Raw genomic sequence first — 21704 nt, forward strand, 5'->3', positions numbered from 1 at the left:
GGCGCCGAAATTGATCATCGGCGCCATGATGCGCAAACTGGTACACGTGGCATTCGGCGTGCTCAGGTCAGGAAAAATATTTGATCCGACCTTGCACGCCGCTTGACGGGGATAACAGTATCTACGCAAGCCGCTTGGCTGCCAGCGCATTGCCCGCCCGGCTCGATCCTTTTCGTCCCAGCTGCTGTGAAATGAACTGTCCCGCGTCGACCACCAGGTCCAGATCGATGCCGGTGGCAATGCCCAGGCCATTCATCATGTACAGCACGTCTTCGGTGGCCACGTTGCCGGTGGCGCCCTTGGCGTACGGGCAGCCGCCCAGGCCCGAGACGGACGAGTGGTAGATGGCAATCCCGGTTTCCAGGCTGGCGTAGATATTGGCCAGCGCCTGGCCATAGGTGTCGTGGAAGTGGCCGGACAAGCCTGCCACATGAAAGGCGCGGATGGCGGTGTCCATCACCGCCTGGGTCTGGCGCGGGGTGGCCACACCGATGGTGTCGGCGATGTCGATCTCGTCGCAGCCCAGGTCGCGCATGCGCGCTACCACGTCGGCCACGGCCGACAGCGGCACTTCGCCCTGGTAGGGGCAGCCGAAGGCGCAGCTGATGCTGCCGCGCAGGCGCAGGCCGTTCTGTTTGGCCGCCCTGGCTACGCCTTCGAAGCGGGCAATCGATTCGGCGATCGAACAGTTGATGTTCTTTTGCGAGAACGCTTCCGAAGCGGAACCGAAAATCACCACCTCGTCGGCGCGTGCTGCCAGCGCCGCCTCGAAGCCCTGCATATTGGGTGTCAGCGCCGAGTAGATGGTGCCTGGCCCGCGCGTGATATTGGCCATCACTTCGGCGCTGGTGGCCATCTGTGGCACCCATTTGGGCGACACGAACGACGCCGCTTCGATATTGGCAAAACCGGCCTGCGTCAGCCGGTCCACCAGTTCGGTCTTGACGGCGGCGCTGATGGTTTCTTTTTCATTTTGCAGGCCGTCGCGCGGACCGACTTCGACGATCTTGACCTGGCTGGGCAAATTGGGCATTTCAGTATCCTTGCAAACGGTTGACGATGCCGGCGATGGATTCTCCGGCTTCCAGGCGGCGTATTTTGCCGGCGATCTGCGCCACGCTTTCGCGCCGCAGCGTGGCTGCCGAGATATGCGGCGTAATGCTGATGCGCGGCTCCTGCCAGAATGGATGCTGCTGCGGCAGCGGCTCGTTGCGAAACACATCGAGCGTGGCACCGGCGATCTTGCCGGTACGGATCAGCGTCAGCAGGTCCGGTTCGGCCAGCAGTGCGCCCCGCGCCACGTTGATCACATATGCACCGGGCAGCAGCATGGACAGGCGGGCGCGGTCGAGCAGGTTGTGCGTGTCCGCTGTCAGCGGCAGCATGCATACCAGCACGCGGGTGCCGCGCAGGAATGCTTCGAGCTGATCGTCGCCGGCAAAACAGGCTACGCCATCGAGTTGCTTTTCGCTGCGGCTCCAGCCACGCAACGGAAACTCGAACTGCGCCAGCGCCTGCAGCACGCGTGTGCCGAGCACGCCCATGCCCAGCACGCCGACAGGAAAATCGGTTTTTTCAAACGTTGGCAGCGGCTGCCAGATACCGGCACGCGCCTGCGCTTCATAATCGTCAAAACGGCGGGAATGGCGCAGCACCGCATGGCTCACATATTCGGCCATCTGCACGCCCATGCCGGCGTCATCGAGACGCACCAGCGGCACGCCAGCCGGCAGCGCCTCGCCAAATTTCAGCAGCGCATCGACCCCGGCGCCGGTATTGAAGATGGCTTTCACACCGGCCAGCGCTGGTAGCAAAGATGCTGGCGGCTGCCAGACAACCGCATAGTCGCAGGCGGGCGTGGCCTCGCCTTCGCGCCAGTACGTGATGTCGGCTTCGGGCAGCAGTGCGGCAAAGTCGGCGATCCAGTCTGCCTGTTTGCCGTCGGTGCGTTGCAGCAGGATGCGCATTTAAGCGGCCGCCTTGAATGCCAGCAGCGGCGCGCCGTCGGCTACCTGGTCGCCCACCGCATAGAGCACGTCTTCCACCAGGCCGTCGTGCGGCGCGGCGATGGTGTGCTCCATTTTCATCGCTTCCATGATCACCAGCGGCTCGCCTTTTTTCACGTCCTGGCCCTTGTCGACCAGCACCGCCACCACTTTGCCCGGCATCGGCGCAGTCAGGCGCCCACCTTCGGCTTCCGCTTCGCCGGCATGCGCCAGCGGGTCGCTGTAGTGCAGCGCGTAATGCGCGCCGCCGGTAAACACGTGGAACTGTTCGCCGTCGCGCAGCACGCTGCCGTGCACGGCCTGCTGGCCCAGTTTAATCCGCAGCTGCTGGCCATTGTGTGCAGCCAGGCGCAGTGGCTGGCCGTTGAACAGCCAGCCGTCAAGCTGGTAGGCAATGCGCACCGTATAAGCCTTGTCGTCGCTGGCCAGCGCAAATTCATCGGCAAACGACAGGCGGCGGCCCAGCGTGCCGTTCAGGCGCCAGCCGTGGGCATTGCCCCACGGGCCGCTGCCTGCGCTGGCGGCGGCTTCCTGCGTCAGCAGCGCTACCGCCGCCAGTGCCAGCGCTGTATCGGGAGCGGCCGACAGCGCCGGGAACAGCGTGTCGTGATGGCGTTCGATCAGGCCGGTATCGAGGTCGGCGCCGGCAAAGGCCTGGCCTTCGACCAGGCGCTTCAGAAACGCGATATTGCTGGCCAGGCCAACGATCTGGTATTGCGCCAGTGCCTGCGCCATGCGCGCCAGCGCTTCGCGGCGATCAAAGCCCCAGACGATCAGCTTGGCGATCATCGGGTCGTAGAACGGCGAGATGGTGTCGCCTTCGCGCACGCCCGAATCGATGCGCACGCCGGCCGGCGCCGCTGCGCCGCCCAGTTCAAACGTGACCGCCTGCGGCGCATGCATGTGGCGCAGCGTGCCGATCGACGGCAAAAAGCCCTTCTCCGGGTTTTCTGCGTAGATGCGCGCCTCGATGGCGTGGCCGTGGATGGCCAATTCATGCTGCTGTTTCGGCAGCGCTTCGCCAAAGGCCACGCGCAGCTGCCACTCGACCAGGTCGGTGCCGGTAATCATTTCGGTGACCGGATGCTCGACCTGCAGGCGCGTGTTCATCTCCATGAAATAGAACGAACCGTCCTGGTTGGCGATGAACTCCACCGTGCCGGCGCCCACGTAGCCGACCGCACGCGCGGCCGCCACGGCTGCCTCGCCCATGGCGGCGCGGCGCTCTGATGTCATGCCCGGTGCTGGCGCTTCTTCCAGCACTTTCTGGTGGCGGCGCTGCACCGAGCAGTCGCGCTCGAACAGATAAATGCAGTTGCCCAGCGTGTCGGCAAACACCTGGATTTCAATATGGCGTGGGCGCGACAGGTATTTTTCTGCCAGCACCTTGTCGTCGCCGAAGGAGCTGATCGCCTCGCGCTTGCACGACGCCAGCGCAGCTTTGAAGTCGGCCGAATGCTCGATCACGCGCATGCCCTTGCCACCGCCGCCGGCCGACGCTTTCAGCAGCACCGGATAGCCGATCTGGTCGGCCTGCGCGTGCAGGAAGTCAGCATCCTGTTCTTCGCCGTGGTAGCCGGGTACCAGAGGAACCTGGGCTTTTTCCATCAGCGACTTGGCCGCCGACTTCGAGCCCATGGCGCGCATGGCCGACGCCGGCGGACCGATAAACACCAGCCCTGCTTCGGCGCAGGCGTCGGCAAAGTCGGCGTTCTCGGACAGGAAGCCATAGCCGGGATGGATGGCCTGCGCACCAGTGGCCAGGGCAACGGCGATGATCTTGTCGCCGCGCAGATAGCTTTCCTTGGCCGGCGCCGGGCCGATCAGCACGGCTTCATCGCAGACGGCAACGTGTTTGGCGTTGGCGTCCGCTTCCGAATACACGGCCACCGTGCGGATACCCATGCGGCGCGCCGTGGCGGCCACGCGGCAGGCGATTTCGCCACGGTTGGCGATCAGGATTTTTGTAAACATGTCTCTCTCCACATTCTCAAAGGGCAGCTGTCTCTTGGTGGACTTTGGCTGCTGGCTTGTTTGTTAGATTGCTGGTGTCGGCTTATTTTTGTCGGATTACGCGCTGCGCGCTAATCCGACCTACGCTGTTGATACCGTAGGTCGGGTTAGCCGGAACGGCGTAACCCGACATGGCGGCCATCAGCAACCGCACTTCTCTTTCTGTACCGAGTCGAGCATTGCGCCGCGCGTCTGCAGGCCCAGCTTGTTGAGCAGCGTGCGGTCGTCTTCGGCTTCCGGGTTGTCGGTGGTGAGCAGCTTGTCGCCGTAGAAAATCGAATTGGCACCAGCCAGGAAGCACATCGCCTGCACCGCTTCGCCCATCTGGCGCCGGCCTGCCGACAGGCGTACGCGCGCTTTCGGCATGGTGATGCGGGCCACGGCGATGGTGCGCACGAATTCAAACGGGTCCAGCGCTTCCAGGCCGTACAACGGCGTGCCTTCGACCTGTACCAGGTGGTTGACCGGCACCGATTCCGGATACGGGTTCAGGTTGGCCAGTTGGGCGATCAGGCCGGCGCGCTGCAGGCGCGTCTCGCCCATGCCGACGATGCCGCCGCAGCATACTTTCAGGCCTGCTTCGCGCACGCGGCCCAGGGTGTCCAGGCGGTCCTGGTATTCGCGGGTCGAGATCACGTTGTCGTAGAACTCGGGCGCGGTGTCGAGGTTATGGTTGTAGAAATCGAGGCCGGCATTTTTCAGGCGGTCGGCCTGTCCTTCTTCCAGCATGCCCAGCGTGGCGCAGGTTTCCAGGCCCAGTGCCTTGACCTTGCTGACCATCTCTTCGACTTTTTCCATGTCGCGCTCTTTCGGGCTGCGCCAGGCGGCGCCCATGCAGAAACGCGTGGCGCCGTTGGCCTTGGCCTGGCGCGCGGCATCGAGCACGGTATCGATATCGAGGATTTTCTTCGCTTCCACGCCGGTGTCGTAGCGCGCCGCCTGCGGGCAGTAGCCGCAGTCTTCTTCGCAGCCGCCGGTCTTGATCGACAGCAGCGTGGCCAGTTCCACGTCGCCATCGGGGAAGTTGGCGCGGTGGGTCTGCTGGGCCTTGAACATCAGGTCGTTGAACGGCAGTTCAAACAGGGCCAGCACATCGGCTATGGGCCAGGTGGCCGCTTCGGGCAAGGTAATGCGGGCGGCCGGGCGGTGCAGTTCGACGGTTTTTGCTGCTTCTTGGACGAGGGACATCATGATTCCTTGTTATTCAATGACTTCAATTATGTTGGTTGCGCCGGCCAGTTAGGCAGGCCGGTGAAATCGAGATGGGCTGCTGCGGCAGCTGCCGACGGCTGCGCCAGACGCGGCACGCGGCCCAGCAGCGGTGCCGGGATGCGTTCGATCAGCGCATCGATATTTTCTTCCTGGAAGCGCATTTCCACTTCCAGCGTATTGGCGACCCAGCCGATGACCTTCAGGCCGCGCGCGGTAATGGCTTCAAGCGTCAGCAAGGCCTGGCTGATGCAGCCCAGGCGCATGCCCACCACCAGGATCACCGGCAGATCGAGCTGCTGCGCCAGGTCGGCGGTATCGTAGTTGCTGGACAAGGGCACGCGGAAGCCGCCCACACCTTCGACCACCACCGCGTCCGAGGCGGCGGCAACTTCCAGGTAGGCAGCCAGGATCGGCACCGGATCGATCTGCACGCCTTCGAGCGCCGCGGCGATATGCGGCGCGGCCGGCTCCCTGAACATATACGGCGTGGTCAGGTTGCGCAGCATGGTGACGTTGCCGGCGGCAGCGAGCATGTCGGCGTCTTCGTTATGCAATTCGCCATCGCGCAGTTCGGCGCCGGCGGCGACCGGCTTCATGCCGCAGGCGCGCACGCCGCGCTGCACCAGCGCGTGCAAAATGGCAGACGAGGTCAGGGTCTTGCCGATTTCGGTATCGGTACCAGTGACGAAACAGGCAAAGCGCGACGGCAGCACATCGGCAGCTGGCGCGGCCTGTTCGGCGGTTGCCAGAATCGGGTCATCGAGGCTCATGGCGTGTCCTTTCCAGGGTATTGACAGCGTTGATCAGTTGCGCCACATCCTGCGTGGTGTGACCTGCAGAGAGGGTCACGCGCAGGCGGGCAGTGCCCACCGGCACGGTGGGCGGGCGGATCGCACCAACCCAGTACCCTTGCTGGTACAAGTGGGCGGCAATCGCCATCATGTCGGCATTGTCGCCGATAATCACCGGTTGGATGGCGGTGGCCGATGGCACGGCCTGCCAGTGCTGCAGCTGCAGGCCGGCGTTCCACTGGGCGATCAGCGCCTGCAGATGCGCGCGCCGTTGCTGCCCCTCGGCGCCGGCGATGATGTCCAGACTGGCCAGCAGTGCATGCGCCACGGCCGGCGGCGCGGCGGTGGTAAAGATATACGGCCGCGCTTTTTGCACCAGCGTTTCAATCACCGCCGTGTGTGCGGCAACAAACGCGCCACCGACGCCGGCCGCCTTGCCCAGTGTGCCCACGTACACCAGGTGCGGCGAATGCAGATTGAAGTGCGACAGCGCGCCACGGCCGTCCTGGCCGATGGCGCCAAAGCCGTGCGCATCGTCGACCACCAGCCAGGCACCGTGCCGCTCGCACAGGGCCAGCAGCGCCGGCAGCGGCGCCAGGTCGCCATCCATGCTGAACACACTGTCGGTGACCACGATCTTCGTCTGTGCGCCGCTTGCGGCCAGCAGGCTGGCCAGCGCATCGAGGTCGGCATGCGGATAGATATGGGTTTTGACGCGCGCCAGGCGCGTACCGTCGATCAGCGAAGCGTGGTTGAGCGACTCGGAAAACATCTCGGTGGCTGCGTCGCCTGCCGCCAGGCCCGTCAGCACGGCCAGGTTGGCCATATAGCCGGTGCAAAAATACAGTGCGCGCGGCGCAACCAGGCTGGCGCCGACAAAGTCGGCCAGCCGTTCTTCAAGCTCGGCGTGGGCGCGGCTATGGCCGCTGATCAGATGCGAGGCGCCGCTGCCGGCGCCATACAGGTCGGCGCCCTCTTTGAGCGCGGCGACGATGGCCGGATGCGAGGCCAGGCCCAGGTAGTCGTTGCTGCAAAAGGCCAGCATCTCGCGGCCATCGACGCGCAGGCGCGGCGCGCACGGCGTATCGACCGTGCGGCGGCGGCGGATCAGGCTGCGCTCTTCCAGCTCATGCAGCTGCTGTTGCAAACGGGTGATCAGTTCCATCTCAAGCCCCGATCACCTGGTTGAAGACGGCCAGCGTCTTGTCGCCCAGGGCAGCGATTTCGCCATCGTCCAGGATATATGGCGGCATCAGGTAGACGGTGGCGCCGATCGGGCGCAGCAGCAGTTCGTGTTCCAGCGCGGTGGTAAAGAAGCGGCGCGAAAAATCGGGCGCCGCGTCGACCGCATCAAACGCCCAGATCATGCCCTGCTGGCGGAAGTGGCGCACGCGCTGGTGGCCAGCCAGTGGCGCCAGCGCCTGCGTGATCTGCTGTGCGCGCACGCGGTTGGCCACCAGCACCTTGTCTTCTTCAAAGATGGCCAGCGTGGCCAGTGCGGCGCGGCAGGCCAGCGGGTTGCCGGTGTACGAGTGCGAATGCAGAAAGCCGCGCCGCACGTCGCTGCTGTAGAAGGCCTGGTAGATGTCGTTGCGCGTCATCACCAGCGACAGCGGCAGATAGCCGCCGCTGATGCCCTTGGACAGGCAGATGAAGTCGGGCCAGACGCCCGCCTGTTCACAGGCAAAAAAGGTGCCGGTACGCCCGCAGCCAACGGCGATTTCATCGAGGATCAGATGCACCTGATGGCGGTCGCACAGTGCGCGCACCAGTTGCAGGTACAGCGGGTCATGCATCGCCATGCCAGTTGCGCACTGCACCAGCGGCTCGATAATAATGGCGGCAATCTTGCCGGCCTTTTGCTCGAACAGCTGTTCGACTTCGGCGGCGGCGCGGCGCGCCACATCCTGCGCCGTCTCGCCTTCGCCGGCCTGGCGAAAGTCTGGCGACATCACCGTTTGCGTGGCCCGCAGCAGCGGGCCGTAAGCATCCTTGAACAGCGCCACATCGGTCACGGCCAGCGCGCCGATGGTCTCGCCGTGGTAGCTGCCTTTCAGGCAGACGAATTCCTGCTTGTCGCTCTGGCCGCTGTTGCGCCAGGCGTGAAAGCTCATCTTCAGCGCGATTTCCACCGCCGAAGCACCGTCGGACGCATAGAAGCTGTGACCGAGCACGCCGCCCGTCAGCGCCGTCAGTTTTTCCGACAATTCCACTACCGGTTCATGCGTAAAGCCGGCCAGCATGGCGTGTTCCAGCCGGTCCAGCTGATCTTTCAGTTCGCCGTTGATGCGTGGATTGGCGTGGCCGAACATGTTGACCCACCAGGAGCTGATGGCGTCGAGGTAGCGCCGGCCTTCATGGTCGTACAGCCAGGCGCCGCGGCCGTGGCTGACCGGAATCAGCGGCACGCTGTTTTCGCCGGCAGCATGGTGCTGCATCTGCGTACACGGATGCCACACGCTGCGCAGGCTGCGCTCGACCCAATCCGATTGTTTTTCTGCTTTCAAAACTGCTCCAATGATTTACTGGCCCATGAGCCAATCCGGCTTGCGCTTTTCCAGGAACGCCTGCACGCCTTCGCGCCCCTGCTGCGAGGCGCGGATCTGCGCGATGCGTTCGGCGGTGTCAAGCAGCAGCGCATCGTCGACCACGGCGCCGCTGATCTCGCGCACCAGCGCCTTGGCCTGCGCCACCGCGTGCGGGCTGTTGCCGGTCAGCGCCTTGAGCACCTCGGCGGTTTTCGCGTCCAGTGCCTCGGCGGCGACAACTTCATGCACGAAGCCGATGCGCAGCGCTTCGTGCGCAGTAAAGCGCTCGGCCGAAATAAAGTAGCGGCGCGCCGCGTTTTCGCCCATGGCCTTGATGACATACGGTGAAATGGTGGCCGGGATCAGCCCCAGCTTCACCTCGCTCAGGCAGAAGTGCACGTCTTCCGCAGCCAGAATGATATCGCATGCGGCCACCAGGCCCATGCCGCCGGCATAGCAGTCGCCCTGCACCTTGGCCACCACCGGCTTCGGGCACAGGTAGATCGCGCGCAGCATCTGCGCCAGCTGCAGCGCGTCGGCCTGGTTTTCGGCATGCGTATAGCCGGCCATTTTCTTCATCCAGTTCAGGTCCGCACCGGCGCAGAAGGCGGCGCCATTGGCCGCCAGCACGATGGCGCGCACCATGTCGCTGCGGCCCAGGCCTTCAAAGGCGCGCGTCAGTTCGGCAATCGTGGTGTCGTTAAAGGCGTTGCGCACGTCCGGACGGTTCAATGTCACGGTGGCCACGCTGCCTTCGATAACCAGTTTCAGGGTTTCAAATTCCATCTTCTTTTCTCCCTTCCGATCACATGCGAAATACGCCGAACTTCGTGTCCGGGATTTCCGCGTTGAGCGCGGCCGACAGCCCCAGGCCCAGCACCATGCGGGTGTCGGCCGGGTCGATTACGCCGTCGTCCCACAGGCGCGCGGTGGCGTAATAAGGATGGCCCTGGTGTTCGTATTGTTCCTTGATCGGCTGCTTGAAGGCTGCTTCTTCTTCGCTGCTCCAACTGCCGCCCTTGCCTTCGATGCCGTCGCGCTTGACGGTGGCCAGCACCGAGGCGGCCTGGTCGCCGCCCATCACGGAAATGCGCGCATTGGGCCACATCCACATAAAGCGCGGCGAAAACGCGCGCCCGCACATGCCGTAGTTCCCGGCGCCGAAGCTGCCGCCGATAATCACGGTAAATTTGGGCACCGCAGCAGTGGCCACGGCGGTGACCATCTTGGCGCCGTTGCGCGCAATGCCTTCGTTTTCATATTTGCGCCCGACCATAAAGCCGGTGATATTTTGCAAAAACACCAGTGGAATCTTGCGCTGGCAGCACAGCTCGATAAAGTGCGCGCCCTTCAGTGCCGACTCGGAAAACAGGATGCCGTTGTTGGCGATAATGCCGACCGGCATGCCGTGGATATGCGCAAAACCGCAGACCAGGGTGGTGCCGTAGCGGGCCTTGAACTCGTCAAAGTCGCTGGCGTCGACGATGCGTGCAATCACCTCGCGCACATCGAAAGGCTTGCGTGTATCGACCGGAATCACACCATACAGCTCCTGCGCCGGATATTTCGGTTCGACCGGCTCGCGCAGCGCCATCTGCTGAGGCTTCTTGCGGTTCAGGTTCGAGACGATGGTGCGCGCCAGCGACAGCGCATGCAGGTCATTCTGCGCCAGGTGGTCGACCACGCCCGACAGGCGCGTATGGACATCACCGCCACCGAGGTCTTCGGCGCTGACTACCTCGCCGGTAGCCGCTTTGACCAACGGCGGGCCGCCGAGGAAAATCGTGCCCTGTTCCTTGACGATGATCGATTCGTCGCTCATGGCAGGCACGTAGGCGCCGCCGGCGGTGCAGGAACCCATCACCACGGCGATCTGCGGGATACCCTTGGCCGACAGGTTGGCCTGGTTGTAGAAGATGCGCCCGAAATGGTCGCGGTCGGGGAACACGTCGTCCTGGTTGGGCAGGTTGGCGCCGCCCGAGTCGACCAGATAGATGCAGGGCAGATTGTTCTGGTCGGCAATTTCCTGCGCGCGCAGATGCTTTTTCACCGTTATCGGATAGTAGGTGCCGCCCTTGACGGTGGCGTCATTGCAGACGATCACGCATTCCTGGCCGGCCACGCGGCCGATGCCGGTAATGATGCCGGCCGCCGGTGCGGCGTCGGCGCCGCTGGCGTCCTGGTACATGGCGTAGGCTGCCATCTGCGAAAACTCGAGGAAGGGCGTGCCGGGATCGAGCAGCATCTGTACGCGTTCGCGCGGCAGCAGCTTGCCGCGCGCAACGTGTTTGGCGCACGCCGCTGCACCGCCGCCGGCCGCGATTTTTTCCACCTTGTCGCGCAGGTCGTCAACGATGGCCTGCATGGCGGCCGTATTGGCCTTGAAATCTTCGTTACGCGGGTTGAGTTTGCTTTCGATTTGCGGCATTGCGGTTCCTTTTTATTCTCGCCCGGTCTCTCGGGTCGCGCTATTTCGGAAAACTGCCATCGAGATAAAACCAGCGCAGGCTGCCGTCGCCGCTGCTGTCCGCCTCGCGAACGAAGCGGCTCACTTCATGCAGGCGGTGCGCGCGGCCATTGACCTTGTAGCGCGCGACGAATTCGACGGTATCGCGGTTTATCTCTGCGGCGGGTTCAGATTCTGCTTTACGCTTACGTAAACGTAAAGAAGATTTTACCTCAAGTCCCAGCCAGTGTACTTTTTCTTCTTCGGCAAACAGCGGCTCTTGCGGGCAGGTGCTGGCGTGCCAGGTGGCGCGCAGATACGGCTCGTCACGCAGGGTAAAGGCGGTATAGCGCGAGCGCATCAGCGCCTCTGCGCTGGGGGGGATGGCCGCGCCGGCAAGATACGGGCCGCAGCAGCTGGCATAAGCGCCGCCGCCGCAAGGGCAGTCAGAAGTTGGCAAGGGGTGGGACATGCGGCTTGGACGGATAATGAGAGTTGGTCATTATCCGCCATAACGGCGCCGCCTGTCGCAGCGGGCCTGCGCAATCAGTGCCGGGGGCTGAGGAAGTCCAGTGAAAACGGCGGTGCTTTGCCGCGCATCAGGTCGGCCAGGATGCGCGCCGTGCCGGCCGCAAAAGTAAAGCCCAGCGGACCGTGGCCCAGATTCAGCCACAGGTTGGGATAGCGGCTGGCGCCGACCAGCGGCGCGCTGTTCGGGGTCGCCGGGCGCAGGCCGGCCCAGGGCGTGGCCTGGTCGTAATCGGCGCCGTGCGGCATGGCTTCGCGCGCCAGCCGCATCAAGCCGGCAATGCGGTCGGCATCGACGCTGGCGTCCTCCCCAACCATATCGACCATGGCCGCCACCCGCAGCTGGTTGCCGATGCGTGCATACAGCACCTTGCGCTCGAAGTCGGTCACGCTGATTTCGGGCGCCGTGTGCTGCGCGCCGATGGGGGCAGACAGGCTGTAGCCCTTGAGCGGATACAGCGGCAGGTAGATACCGGCCGTGGCGGCCAGGTCGCGGCTCTGGATGCCGGCCGCCAGCACATAATGGTCGGCGGTCAAAGGACCTGCGCTGGTGTCGACGCCGGCAATTTTGCCTTTGAGCACAATCAGGCTGCGCGCCTCACCCTTGAGCAGCAGCGACACATTCGGGTGCTGGCGCAGCCGCGCTTCAAGCGTGCGGCAAAACGCATGGCAGTCGGCCACCGCTTCGCCTTCGGTAAAGATGCCGCCGGCCAGCGCGCCCTGCAATTGCGCCAGCGCCGGTTCGCGCTGCGCTGCCTGCTGCGGTGTCAGTATCAGTTGCGCTTCGGACGACGCTGGCCGCGCCACGGCACGCCTGAAGATTTCGGGCGAGCGGTAAACCACCAGCTTGCCGGCGTCGCGCCAGGCATAGTCGTCGGGTGAGACCTGCAGTTCCAGTTCGGCCATGCCAGCGCGGCTCAGTTCGCCCAATTCCAGCAGCTTGGCCGTGGTACGCGCATTGCTGGCGGCATTACAGTTGCGTAAAAAACCGGCAATCCAGCGCCACTGGCGCCAGTCGGCTTCCGGACGAAAGCGCAACGGTCCATCCTTTTGCAGCAGCCATTGCAGCGCTTTGAGCGGCACGCCGGCATCGGCCAGCGGTGCTACATAGCGATAGCTGAGCTGGCCGCCGTTGCGGAAGCTGGCGGCAGTGGCGACCTGGTCGTTGCGTTCCAGTAAAGTAACCTTGTAGCCGGCTTCGGCCAGCCACCAGGCTGACGTCAGGCCAACCACGCCACCGCCGATAATGATCACTTGCTGCATCGTTTGCTGCATTTTGCCTCACTGCGTCTGCGCTCCCATGGTGCGGGAGCATTCGGTAAGAGCTTAGGGCTTGGTCTTGCTTGGAGCCAATGAAACATCATGGTGCAACCATAACCTTCAGGAATGCACCATTGCGGTGCCGCGGCAGCGGTATTTTTCCGTGTAGGCATGGTCAGTGCGCAGCCCAGCCAGTACACTGCGCTGACAAGGAGAGCACTATGCAGCAGACCGGCATCGAGCTGACGCTCGACGGCAACGACAATTCGCCTTTATATATGCAGATCGCCCGCAAGCTCGGTGACGATGTGCGCAATGGCCGCTACCAGGTGGACCAGGCGCTGCCGTCCGAGCGCGCCCTGTCCGAGCTGCTCGAGGTGTCGCGCGTGACGGCGCGCAAGGCCATCGACCAGCTGGTCGGCCAGGGCCTGGTGGTGCGCCGCCGTGGCTCGGGCAACTATATTGCGCCGCGCATCGAACAGCCGCTGTCGAAGCTGTCGAGCTTTTCCGAGCAACTGCAGCAGCGCGGCTACCGCGCCGGTTCGCGCTGGCTACGGCGCGACATCGTGCTGGCCAGCAGCGACGAGCAACTGAGCCTGGGCCTGGCGCAGCACAGCAAGGTGGCGCGCCTGGAGCGCTTGCGCCTGGCCGATGAAGTGGTGATGGCCTATGAAGTCAGCGTGCTGCCGTTTGCCGTGGTACCCGACCCGCTGGCCGTGGGCGACTCGCTGTATGCCTATCTGGATCGCCAGCAGCAGTTGCCGGTGCGCGCACTGCAGCATATCCGCGCCATGAACGCCACCGGCCTGCTGGCGCAGCAGCTCGAGGTGCCGGAAGGCCAGGCTGTGCTGTTCATTACCCGCGTGGCCTACCTGGAGTCGGGCGCGGCGGTGGAACTCACGCATTCGTATTGCCGCAGCGATCATTACGACTTCGTGGCCGAGATGCGCCGCACGCCATAAACTGCCGTTATGCCTGATCGCCATCCTTTCATGGCTAGCCTGGTCAATTGGTATTAAACTGGTTTTATCGCACGCACTCGCAGCCGAGGAAACATGCTGAAAACCGAAACACCAAGCCAGCGCCACGGCGACCTCGATACCTATCCGGTCGAACAACTGGTGGCCGTGCTGGTCGACGACCAGTTCTACGCCATCGAAGCGGTCAGGCTGGCCGCTGCCCAGATTACCGATGCCGTTGCGGCCGCACTGCCGCGCATTGCCGCCGGTGGGCGGCTGTTGTATGTGGGCGCCGGCACCTCGGGCCGGTTGGGCGTGCTCGACAGCGTAGAGCTGCATCCGACCTTTTCCTGGCCGCCCGAGCGCGCCGTGGCCTTGCTGGCCGGTGGCCAAGGAGCCATGTTCAAGGCTGTCGAAGGGGCTGAAGACAACGTGGAACAAGGAGCGGCCGACCTGCTGGCGCTGCAGCCGCAGCGCAACGACGTGGTGTTCCTGCTGGCTGCCTCAGGCGCCACGCCCTATGTGCTGGGCGCCTTGCAGGCGGCGCGCCGGCCTGGCGCGCTGACGGTCGGCATTGCCAATAACCCTGCCGCGCCGGTGGCCATCCAGTCCGACTGCGGCATCGTGCTCGATACGGGCGCCGAAGTCATTTCCGGCAGCACCCGCCTGAAAGCGGGCACGGCGCAGAAAATTACGCTCAACACCATTTCCAGTGCGCTGATGGTCGGTTTGCATAAAACTTATGGAAACTTGATGGTAGACTTGAAGCCGACCAACGCCAAGCTGATCTTGCGGGCGGTGCGTCTGACCATGCATGCGACCGGCGCCAGCGAGGCCCAGGCCAGAGCCGTGCTGGAGCAATGCCAGTTTCACGTCAAGGTGGCGATTGTTGCCTTGTTAAAAAAAATCACCACAGACCAGGCGCAGGCATTGCTGGCTGGAGCAAACGGCAGTGTGCGGGCGGCATTGGCGGCTTGATTCCTTGGCCCGGCACCTTTTCGGCGGGTCGATAACGAAGGATGTATGGAGCTAGTCAAGCAAGCTATGCCTGCACGCGACAGGAAACCGTGGTTCTGGATCCCCTCGCTGTATTTCGGCCAGGGCATACCGTATGTGGTGGTCATGACGCTGTCGGTGATCATGTACAAGAACTACGGCTTTTCCAATACCGATATTGCCTTGTATACCAGCTGGCTGTATCTGCCATGGGTCATCAAGCCGCTATGGTCGCCGTTTATCGACATGTACCGCACCAAGCGCTTCTGGATCGTCGGCCTGCAGCTGGTGATCGGTGCGGCGCTGGCGCTGGTCGCCCTGACCACTTCCCTGCCGCATTTCTTCCAGATCAGCCTGGCGATCTTCTGGCTGATGGCCTTCAGCTCAGCCACGCATGATATTGCCGCCGACGGCTTCTATATGCTGGGTCTGGAACAGCATCAGCAGGCCGCCTTTGTCGGCGTGCGCAGTACCTTCTACCGGCTGGCCATGATTGCCGGCCAGGGCGGGCTGGTCTACCTGGCCGGCTATCTCACGCACGCCACCGGCCATGTCGAGCTGGCCTGGTCGGTGGTGTTTGCGATTCTGTCCGGACTGTTTATTGCCTTGTTCCTGTATCACTATTTCGTGCTGCCCAAGCCGGCTGACGACCAGCCCAGCCTGCGCCAGGCCGGCATGTCGCCGCTGCAGGAGTTTATCGCTACCTTTGCCGCGTTTTTCAAGAAGAAAGACATCGCCGTCATCCTCGGCTTTTTGTTGCTGTTTCGCCTCGGTGAGGCGCAGCTGCTCAAGCTGGCAGCCCCTTTTCTGCTCGATCCGGTGGCCAAGGGCGGTCTGGGCCTGTCGACCGAACAGGTGGGGCTGGTCTACGGCACCATCGGCGTGATTGCACTGACGCTGGGGGGCCTGTTGGGTGGCTATGTGATTTCGCGCTTTGGTCTCAAGCGCATGCTGTGGATTATGGTGCTGTCGGTGCATCTGCCGGACCTGGTGTTTGTCTACCTGGCCAGCGCCTTGCCCAGCAATATCGTGGTCATTGCCAGCGGTATTGCGCTGGAACAGTTTGGCTACGGCTTCGGCTTTGCTTCCTACATGCTGTACATGATCATGGTGTCCGACGGCGCCCACAAGACCGCGCACTATGCGATCTGCACCGGTTTCATGGCGCTGGGCATGATGCTGCCGGGCATGGCCAGTGGCTGGATACAGCAGATGCTCGGCTATCAGCATTTCTTTATCTGGGTCTGCGTGGCCACTATTCCCGCCTTTATTATGGCGGCGCTGGTGAAGATCGACCCGGAATTCGGCAAAAAAGCAGAGGCATAAACAAGCCTGGCGAGCCGTGCCGCATCAAGCCGGGCGGCACAGTAAAATGCCGGCACCGATAGACCTGCGCTTTACCATTGCAAGGAATTGTTTTGTTGTCTACTTTTAAAAAACGGCTGGCTACCACAACCATGACGGCGCTGGTCGCAGCCAGTTTGCTCAGCAGCTGCGCCACCAACAGCCCGATGCCCGACGCCGCGGTTCCCGGCGCGGTTGCCCCGCCAGCCGTCCCGCAAGTGCAGCATATCAAGGGCGAAGTGCCGCCGCCGGCGCCGCGCGAGTTCCGCGCCGCCTGGGTCTCGACCGTGGCCAATATCGACTGGCCCAGCCGCAGCAACCTGCCAGTGGCCAAACAGCAGGCCGAAGCGCTTGCCATCCTCGACCGCGCCAAGTCGCTGAACCTCAACGCCGTGGTATTGCAGGTACGCCCGAGCGCCGATGCGATCTATCCGTCACAGCTGGAACCGTGGTCGGAGTTCCTGACCGGCAAGCAAGGCCAGCCGCCGTTGCCGATGTATGATCCGCTGGCCTTCTGGGTCGCCCAGGCCCACGCGCGCGGGCTGGAGCTGCATGCCTGGTTCAATCCCTATCGTGCCCGTCACGCCACGGCCAAGTCGCCGCTGGCGCGCGACAGCTTTGCCGCCACCAATCCGGCCTCGGTCAAGACTTATGGCCGCTACCTGTGGATGGACCCGGGCGACGCTGCTGCTTCCAAGCACACGCTCGACGTGGTGCTCGACGTGGTGCGCCGCTATGATATTGACGGCGTGCATATCGACGATTATTTCTATCCCTATCCGATCGACGCGCCCGGCGCTGGTGCTGGCGCCGAAACCGCTGCACTGGACGCGGGGAGTGCCGCCAAACGCGAGCTGCCGTTCCCGGACGAGCCTTCCTGGCAGCAGTATCTGTTGTCTGGCGGCCAGCTTGACCGCGCGAGCTGGCGCCGCCAGAACGTCAACCAGCTGATCGAAGCCTTGTATACCGGCATCCACCGCGAGAAGAGCTGGGTGCGCTTTGGCATCAGCCCGTTCGGCATCGGCCGCCCGAACCTGCGTCCGCCCGGCATCGTTGGTTTCAGCCAGTACGACAAACTGTATGCCGATGCCGAACTGTGGCTGGCCAAGGGCTGGCTCGACTATCTGTCGCCGCAGCTGTACTGGCCGGTCGACCAGGCGCCGCAGGCGTTTGGCGTGCTGCTCGACTACTGGCTGGCGCAAAACCCGTATGGCCGCCATGTCTGGCCGGGGCTCTATACCAGCCGCATCGACAATACCGCCAAATCGTTCACGCCGCAGGAAATCGTCAAACAGGTGGAAGTGACGCGCACGCGGCCGGTTGCCAATGGCCAGGTGCATTTCAGCATGGTGCCCTTGATGCAGAATCGCAAGGGCATCAGCGACCAGCTCAAGGCGTCGGTGTATCAGAGCCCTGCCCTGATTCCCGCCACGCCCTGGCTGGGTACGGAAGCGCCAGGCACGCCACTGGTGGCGTTGCGCCGCAATGGCGCCAGCCTGAACCTGAAGATGACGGCCAGCGCCGGCAAGCCGGTCGCGCAGTACGCCGTCTGGGCGCGCTTTGGCGAAGACTGGCGCTTTATGGTGACCTCAAGCACGCAGGCCGAACTGACGCTGGCTGACGACGCGACCGGCAAGGTCAATATGGTGGTGGTCAGTGCAGTGGATCGCCTGGGCAATGAAAGTGCGCGCGTGACGGTACGCCAGGCTGCCTTGCTGGCGGCAAAACCGGCTACGACGATCAGCCGTTAGCCTCTTGCTGCATGAAAGCTATCCATAACTTGCAGGCATAAGTACTATACAAGCTGTCATGATGGGCAAAGCCGCCAGCCTTTACACTAAGGCTGGGACTTTATTTTTTGCAAAACCGCGCATGACGACTTTACAAACGGCTACATTAGGGCTGGGCATCGATGCCGGCGGCACGCAGACGCGCTGGGCGCTGGCTGATGAACGTGGCAGCATCGTGGCCGATGGCGTGGTGGCCGGCTTGTCTGCCTTGCAAATAGGCAGCGAGGCCGGGCGCGCAGCCTTGCAGGCAACCCTGGCAACCTTGCGCGACCAGGTATGGGTGCATGGCCGGCCGCAGCAGGTGGTTGCCGGCCTGACCGGCTTTGGCGGCGAGGATGCGGTATTGAAACAGATGCTGGCGCACTTGCTGGCGCTGGCGCCGCAAGCTGTCACCTTGGGCAACGATATTGAGATTGCCTATCTGGCCAGCTTTGCACCGGGTGAAGGCTATCTGGTGTATGCCGGTACCGGATCGATTGCCGCCTGGATCGATGAACATGGCGTGTTTCACCGCGCTGGCGGACGCGGCGTGCTGCTCGATGATGGCGGCGGCGGCTACTGGATCGCACGCGAGGCGCTGCGCCAGATCTGGCGCGCCGAAGACGAGGCGCCGGGCAGCTGGCAAGATTCGGCGATGGCCGTCGCGGTATTTGAAGAGATCGGCGGCAGCGATTGGGACGCCACACGCCAGTTCATGTATGGTCAGGAGCGCGGCGCCATCGGCAAGCTGGCACTGGCAGTGGCGGCCAGTGCTGATCGCGACGCCAGTGCGCTGGCCATCCTGCAGCGCGCCGGGCAGGAGCTGGCGCGGCTGGCGCTGGCCCTGTCGCAGCGGCATGGCCCGCGTCCGGTGGTGCTGACCGGGCGCGCGGCGCAGTTGCACCCAGCCATTGCGGTAGCCATGCGCGCTGCCTTGCCGCAATCGGTGATGATGGAACAAAGAATTGCGCGTTCGCACGAGAAGGCGGCCGGACTGGCCGCTGCCCATGCCTTGAAACGGAACTAGATTTCTACCTACCTGGATGATGACCCATGAAAAAAATTGCTCTTGCCCTGCTGGTGGCCTTGCTGTCTGCCTGTACCACGACCGTGCCGCAAATTGACCGCAGCCTGACCGCCCGCGGCCAGAGTCCGCGCGTCAAATTCATTATCATCCACTATACGGTCAGCGACCTGCCGCGTTCGATCAAGATCCTGACAGAGCAGGAAGTAAGCAGCCACTATCTGTTGACCGACACGGCCCGCCCAAGTTTCTATGCATTGGTCGATGAGTCGCGCCAGGCCAACCATGCCGGTGTCAGCAACTGGAAGACCTATACCCAGCTGAACGTCAGTTCGATCGGCATCGAGATCGTCAATCCCGGCTTTACCGAATCGCCGCAAGGACGCATCTGGTATCCGTTCCCGCAGGCGCAAATCGATCAGCTGATTCCGCTGCTGAAAGATATCGTCGCTCGCTACAATATTTCGCCGGAAAATATCCTCGGCCACAATGAAATTGCACCACAGCGCAAGCAGGATCCGGGTCCGCTGTTCCCATGGCGCCAGCTGGCCGATGCCGGGCTGATCGTCTGGCCCGACGCCAACCGGGTGGCAGCGCAGCGCGTGGTATATGAACAGATGCTGCCGGACGCCGTCTGGTTCCAGCAAAAGCTGGCCAAACATGGTTACGCCACGCCGCAAACGGGCGTATTCGACGAAGCGACGCGCAATGTATTGATTGCCTTCCAGATGAAATACCGCAATACCCGTTTCGATGGCATGCCGGATGCTGAAACGGCGGCTCTGCTGGAAGTACTGACCACGCCAGCGCCGGTAGCCCCTGCTGGTGCTGTTGCAATCAAGTAAGAGCCCATTCCAGCCCATGCCTTTTTCTACTATGCTGAACTTTTAGGGCCGCCGGCCCGGAATGATCAAAGGAAAAGGCATGCGGCTGCGCCATATCGAAGTTTTTCACGCCATTATGCAGGTCGGCACCATCAGTGGTGCCGCGCAAGTCTTGCATATCTCGCAGCCAGCCGTGACCAAGGTGCTGCAGCATTGCGAACTGCAGTTGGGCATGCCGCTATTCGAGCGCGTACGCGGCAAGCTGTATCCCAAGCCGGAAGCGCACCGCCTGTTTGCCGAAACCGAAAAGCTCAACCGCGACCTGCTGGGCATCCGCCGCCTGGCGGCCAGCCTGAAGAACAATGCGGTAGAAACCATCCGTCTGGTCTCGACACCGACCATTGCGATCAGCGTACTGCCGTTTGCCATGACAGCGTGGCGGCGCGATTTTCCGCATACGCGTTGCCAGCTCGCTACCCATCACACCAGTGAAATCGTCAATACCTTGCGCCTGGGCGAGGCCGATCTGGCCCTGTCGCTGCAGGACCCGCGCCATCCCGGCATCGTGGCCGAGCCGATTGCGCAAGGCGTGATGACGGTGATCGCGCCGGCTGGCACCTGGCGCGCGGCCGACTGCGGCACGCCGTTGACGGCGCATGGGCTGGTCGGCGAACTGATCGGCCATGCCGACAACGATCCCTTGGGTGAGCTGGTGGTAGCCAGCTGTGAAGCGCAGGATATCCACCCGGTGTTCAGCACCGTGGTGCAGACTTACCAGATTGCCCGCTCGCTGGTCGAAGCGGGCGCCGGCATGGCGGTGGTCGATCCTTTTACCGCAGCGTCCGGTTCCCCCGACTTGCTGCAGCGCCGGCCTTGGGCGCCGGCCGTGCCCATACAACTGTATTTATTGACTGCCAGTCATGCCCCGCTGTCGCACGGTGCACGCCGCCTGGCCGACGCCATCGGCGTGGCGGCACGGCAGTGCCTGGAAAAAGGACTCTGATGTCGGCTGCAAGCTTGTCACTGGAAATGATCGATGGTCATCCGCAATTTCGCCACCTGAGCAGCATTGCCGGCATTGCGGTCGATTTGCGCTATGCCACGCCAGACAACTTTGTTGGTCGCGACCTGTACCGCCCGTTTGACTGCGCCTGGCTGCACCGCGATGCCGCCGCTGCGCTGGAACAGGCTGTCGCCTGGCTGGCGGCGCGCCGCCCCGACTTGCATCTGCTGGTGCTGGACGCCCTGCGCCCACAGCGGGTGCAGCAGCAATTGTGGGATGCGCTGCAAGGCACCGAGCTGCTCGGTTACCTGGCCGAACCGGTACGCGGCTCGATCCATTCGTTCGGTATGGCGCTCGATGTGACGCTTGCCGACGTCGCCGGCCGCGAGCTCGATATGGGCACCGGTTTCGATGATCTCAGCGAACGTTCGCATCCGGCGCTGGAGCTCAGCATGCTGGAACGGGGAGAAATCACCGAGCAGCAGGTTGCCAATCGCAGGCTGTTGCGTGACGCCATGTTCCAGGCGGGTTTCTTCGGCATCAATAGCGAATGGTGGCATTTCGACTGCGGCGACCGGGTACTGGTGCGCCAGAGTTATAGCCGCGTGTTGTAATCGTTAAATGGCCCTTGCAGAGCCGCTGCAGCTTGGCTATAATTCGCCTCCTCGCAAAACGGCGCACACAAAACAAGGTGTTGCGCAGTAGAGTGAGGTAAAAAAGAAGGTTGACGAAATGCTGCAAACGCTTCATACTCTTCCTTCTTCGCAGCTGACAAACACAACGCTTTGTCGATAGCGCGAAACACGCAGTACCGAATACAGTTCTTTAACAATTAACAGTCGATAAGTGTGGGCATTTGATGAAGTGCAGCGTTGATCTTCGGATCGGCGTAAAACTTAAAATATCAAATGTTCACAAGAAATAATGAAATAGGCGCTACGCAAGTAGTGGCCTGTCAGTTTTTTGAGTGAGCAAACACCTCGCAATGCGAGGGGTTTGAA

General features: G+C 63.0%; 19 protein-coding genes and 1 pseudogene. 9 read left to right on the plus strand and 11 right to left on the minus strand.

Features of this window, described 5'->3' with window-relative positions:
• A pseudogene (locus GCM43_RS26345) lies at window positions 1-106 on the plus strand (IS110 family transposase); the annotation flags it as partial.
• A 15-nt stretch (window positions 107-121) separates the two neighbouring features.
• Here GCM43_RS26345 and GCM43_RS25165 read toward each other — a convergent pair.
• From GCM43_RS25165 to GCM43_RS25215, 11 genes are all read right to left on the minus strand, one after another.
• Complete coding sequence (locus GCM43_RS25165; RefSeq protein ID WP_152248617.1) at window positions 122-1033, minus strand: hydroxymethylglutaryl-CoA lyase; 912 nt, start codon at window positions 1031-1033, stop codon at window positions 122-124.
• Window position 1034: 1 nt separating this feature from the next.
• Complete coding sequence (locus tag GCM43_RS25170) at window positions 1035-1967, minus strand: 2-hydroxyacid dehydrogenase (RefSeq protein WP_152248618.1); 933 nt, start codon at window positions 1965-1967, stop codon at window positions 1035-1037.
• Entirely contained in the window at window positions 1968-3980 is a 2013-nt protein-coding gene (locus GCM43_RS25175) for an acetyl/propionyl/methylcrotonyl-CoA carboxylase subunit alpha (protein WP_152248619.1), read from the minus strand.
• A gap of 180 nt (window positions 3981-4160) precedes the next feature.
• On the minus strand, window positions 4161-5207 hold the full coding sequence (gene bioB / locus GCM43_RS25180; protein WP_152248633.1) for a biotin synthase BioB: 1047 nt from the start codon (window positions 5205-5207) through the stop codon (window positions 4161-4163).
• Between the two features lie 29 nt (window positions 5208-5236).
• Window positions 5237-6001 carry a dethiobiotin synthase gene (bioD, locus tag GCM43_RS25185; protein WP_152248620.1) on the minus strand — a complete coding sequence of 255 codons (765 nt, stop codon included), beginning with the start codon at window positions 5999-6001 and terminating at the stop codon, window positions 5237-5239.
• Entirely contained in the window at window positions 5988-7187 is a 1200-nt protein-coding gene (bioF, locus tag GCM43_RS25190) for an 8-amino-7-oxononanoate synthase (protein ID WP_152248621.1), read from the minus strand. The genes bioD and bioF overlap by 14 nt, the downstream gene beginning before the upstream one ends.
• Before the next feature lies 1 nt (window position 7188).
• Window positions 7189-8529: an adenosylmethionine--8-amino-7-oxononanoate transaminase gene (gene bioA / locus GCM43_RS25195; RefSeq protein ID WP_152248622.1), complete on the minus strand. Its 1341-nt coding sequence runs from the start codon at window positions 8527-8529 to the stop codon at window positions 7189-7191.
• Window positions 8530-8544: 15 nt separating this feature from the next.
• Window positions 8545-9336, minus strand: a complete 792-nt coding sequence (locus GCM43_RS25200; RefSeq protein WP_152248623.1) for an enoyl-CoA hydratase/isomerase family protein — start codon at window positions 9334-9336, stop codon at window positions 8545-8547.
• A gap of 19 nt (window positions 9337-9355) precedes the next feature.
• Window positions 9356-10978 (minus strand): carboxyl transferase domain-containing protein, encoded by a 1623-nt coding sequence (locus tag GCM43_RS25205; RefSeq protein ID WP_152248624.1) that lies wholly within the window; start codon window positions 10976-10978, stop codon window positions 9356-9358.
• Between the two features lie 40 nt (window positions 10979-11018).
• On the minus strand, window positions 11019-11468 hold the full coding sequence (locus GCM43_RS25210; protein ID WP_152248625.1) for a YchJ family protein: 450 nt from the start codon (window positions 11466-11468) through the stop codon (window positions 11019-11021).
• A gap of 74 nt (window positions 11469-11542) precedes the next feature.
• Window positions 11543-12799 carry a D-amino acid dehydrogenase gene (locus tag GCM43_RS25215; protein ID WP_226929664.1) on the minus strand — a complete coding sequence of 419 codons (1257 nt, stop codon included), beginning with the start codon at window positions 12797-12799 and terminating at the stop codon, window positions 11543-11545.
• A 206-nt stretch (window positions 12800-13005) separates the two neighbouring features.
• Here GCM43_RS25215 and GCM43_RS25220 point away from each other — a divergent pair, with 206 nt between their 5' ends.
• The 8 genes from GCM43_RS25220 to GCM43_RS25255 all read left to right on the plus strand — a co-directional run bounded on the left by GCM43_RS25220 (window position 13006) and on the right by GCM43_RS25255 (window position 21317).
• Window positions 13006-13746 (plus strand): GntR family transcriptional regulator, encoded by a 741-nt coding sequence (locus tag GCM43_RS25220; protein WP_152248626.1) that lies wholly within the window; start codon window positions 13006-13008, stop codon window positions 13744-13746.
• 93 nt (window positions 13747-13839) lie between these two features.
• Entirely contained in the window at window positions 13840-14721 is an 882-nt protein-coding gene (locus tag GCM43_RS25225; RefSeq protein ID WP_152248627.1) for an N-acetylmuramic acid 6-phosphate etherase, read from the plus strand.
• A gap of 66 nt (window positions 14722-14787) precedes the next feature.
• Window positions 14788-16065: an MFS transporter gene (locus GCM43_RS25230; protein WP_152248628.1), complete on the plus strand. Its 1278-nt coding sequence runs from the start codon at window positions 14788-14790 to the stop codon at window positions 16063-16065.
• Window positions 16066-16196: 131 nt separating this feature from the next.
• Window positions 16197-17834, plus strand: coding sequence for a glycoside hydrolase family 10 protein (locus GCM43_RS25235; protein ID WP_152248635.1), 1638 nt, complete (start codon window positions 16197-16199; stop codon window positions 17832-17834).
• Between the two features lie 121 nt (window positions 17835-17955).
• Entirely contained in the window at window positions 17956-18879 is a 924-nt protein-coding gene (locus GCM43_RS25240) for an N-acetylglucosamine kinase (protein WP_152248629.1), read from the plus strand.
• 26 nt (window positions 18880-18905) lie between these two features.
• Window positions 18906-19721, plus strand: a complete 816-nt coding sequence (locus GCM43_RS25245) for an N-acetylmuramoyl-L-alanine amidase (protein WP_152248630.1) — start codon at window positions 18906-18908, stop codon at window positions 19719-19721.
• A 79-nt stretch (window positions 19722-19800) separates the two neighbouring features.
• Window positions 19801-20703, plus strand: a complete 903-nt coding sequence (locus tag GCM43_RS25250; RefSeq protein ID WP_152248631.1) for a LysR family transcriptional regulator — start codon at window positions 19801-19803, stop codon at window positions 20701-20703.
• Window positions 20703-21317, plus strand: coding sequence for a M15 family metallopeptidase (locus tag GCM43_RS25255; RefSeq protein ID WP_152248632.1), 615 nt, complete (start codon window positions 20703-20705; stop codon window positions 21315-21317). Before GCM43_RS25250 ends, GCM43_RS25255 begins: the two co-directional genes overlap by 1 nt.
• Window positions 21318-21704 lie beyond the last annotated feature (387 nt).

Origin of the sequence: Janthinobacterium aquaticum (assembly GCF_009208565.1) — a bacterium.
Lineage (GTDB): Bacteria > Pseudomonadota > Gammaproteobacteria > Burkholderiales > Burkholderiaceae_D > Janthinobacterium.

Excerpts from the sequence above, each read along its gene's own strand:
- GCM43_RS25205 (WP_152248624.1), bottom strand. The coding sequence starts at position 10,978 with ATGCCGCAAATCGAAAGCAAACTCAACCCGCGTAACGAAGATTTCAAG.
- bioF (WP_152248621.1), bottom strand. The coding sequence starts at position 7,187 with ATGGAACTGATCACCCGTTTGCAACAGCAGCTGCATGAGCTGGAAGAG.
- GCM43_RS25250 (WP_152248631.1), top strand. The coding sequence starts at position 19,801 with ATGCGGCTGCGCCATATCGAAGTTTTTCACGCCATTATGCAGGTCGGC.
- GCM43_RS25165 (WP_152248617.1), bottom strand. The coding sequence starts at position 1,033 with ATGCCCAATTTGCCCAGCCAGGTCAAGATCGTCGAAGTCGGTCCGCGC.
- GCM43_RS25220 (WP_152248626.1), top strand. The coding sequence starts at position 13,006 with ATGCAGCAGACCGGCATCGAGCTGACGCTCGACGGCAACGACAATTCG.
- GCM43_RS25235 (WP_152248635.1), top strand. The coding sequence starts at position 16,197 with ATGACGGCGCTGGTCGCAGCCAGTTTGCTCAGCAGCTGCGCCACCAAC.
- GCM43_RS25225 (WP_152248627.1), top strand. The coding sequence starts at position 13,840 with ATGCTGAAAACCGAAACACCAAGCCAGCGCCACGGCGACCTCGATACC.
- bioD (WP_152248620.1), bottom strand. The coding sequence starts at position 6,001 with ATGAGCCTCGATGACCCGATTCTGGCAACCGCCGAACAGGCCGCGCCA.
- GCM43_RS25215 (WP_226929664.1), bottom strand. The coding sequence starts at position 12,799 with ATGCAGCAAACGATGCAGCAAGTGATCATTATCGGCGGTGGCGTGGTT.
- GCM43_RS25255 (WP_152248632.1), top strand. The coding sequence starts at position 20,703 with ATGTCGGCTGCAAGCTTGTCACTGGAAATGATCGATGGTCATCCGCAA.
- GCM43_RS25170 (WP_152248618.1), bottom strand. The coding sequence starts at position 1,967 with ATGCGCATCCTGCTGCAACGCACCGACGGCAAACAGGCAGACTGGATC.
- GCM43_RS25230 (WP_152248628.1), top strand. The coding sequence starts at position 14,788 with ATGCCTGCACGCGACAGGAAACCGTGGTTCTGGATCCCCTCGCTGTAT.
- GCM43_RS25245 (WP_152248630.1), top strand. The coding sequence starts at position 18,906 with ATGAAAAAAATTGCTCTTGCCCTGCTGGTGGCCTTGCTGTCTGCCTGT.
- bioB (WP_152248633.1), bottom strand. The coding sequence starts at position 5,207 with ATGTCCCTCGTCCAAGAAGCAGCAAAAACCGTCGAACTGCACCGCCCG.
- GCM43_RS25210 (WP_152248625.1), bottom strand. The coding sequence starts at position 11,468 with ATGTCCCACCCCTTGCCAACTTCTGACTGCCCTTGCGGCGGCGGCGCT.
- GCM43_RS25175 (WP_152248619.1), bottom strand. The coding sequence starts at position 3,980 with ATGTTTACAAAAATCCTGATCGCCAACCGTGGCGAAATCGCCTGCCGC.
- GCM43_RS25200 (WP_152248623.1), bottom strand. The coding sequence starts at position 9,336 with ATGGAATTTGAAACCCTGAAACTGGTTATCGAAGGCAGCGTGGCCACC.
- GCM43_RS25240 (WP_152248629.1), top strand. The coding sequence starts at position 17,956 with ATGACGACTTTACAAACGGCTACATTAGGGCTGGGCATCGATGCCGGC.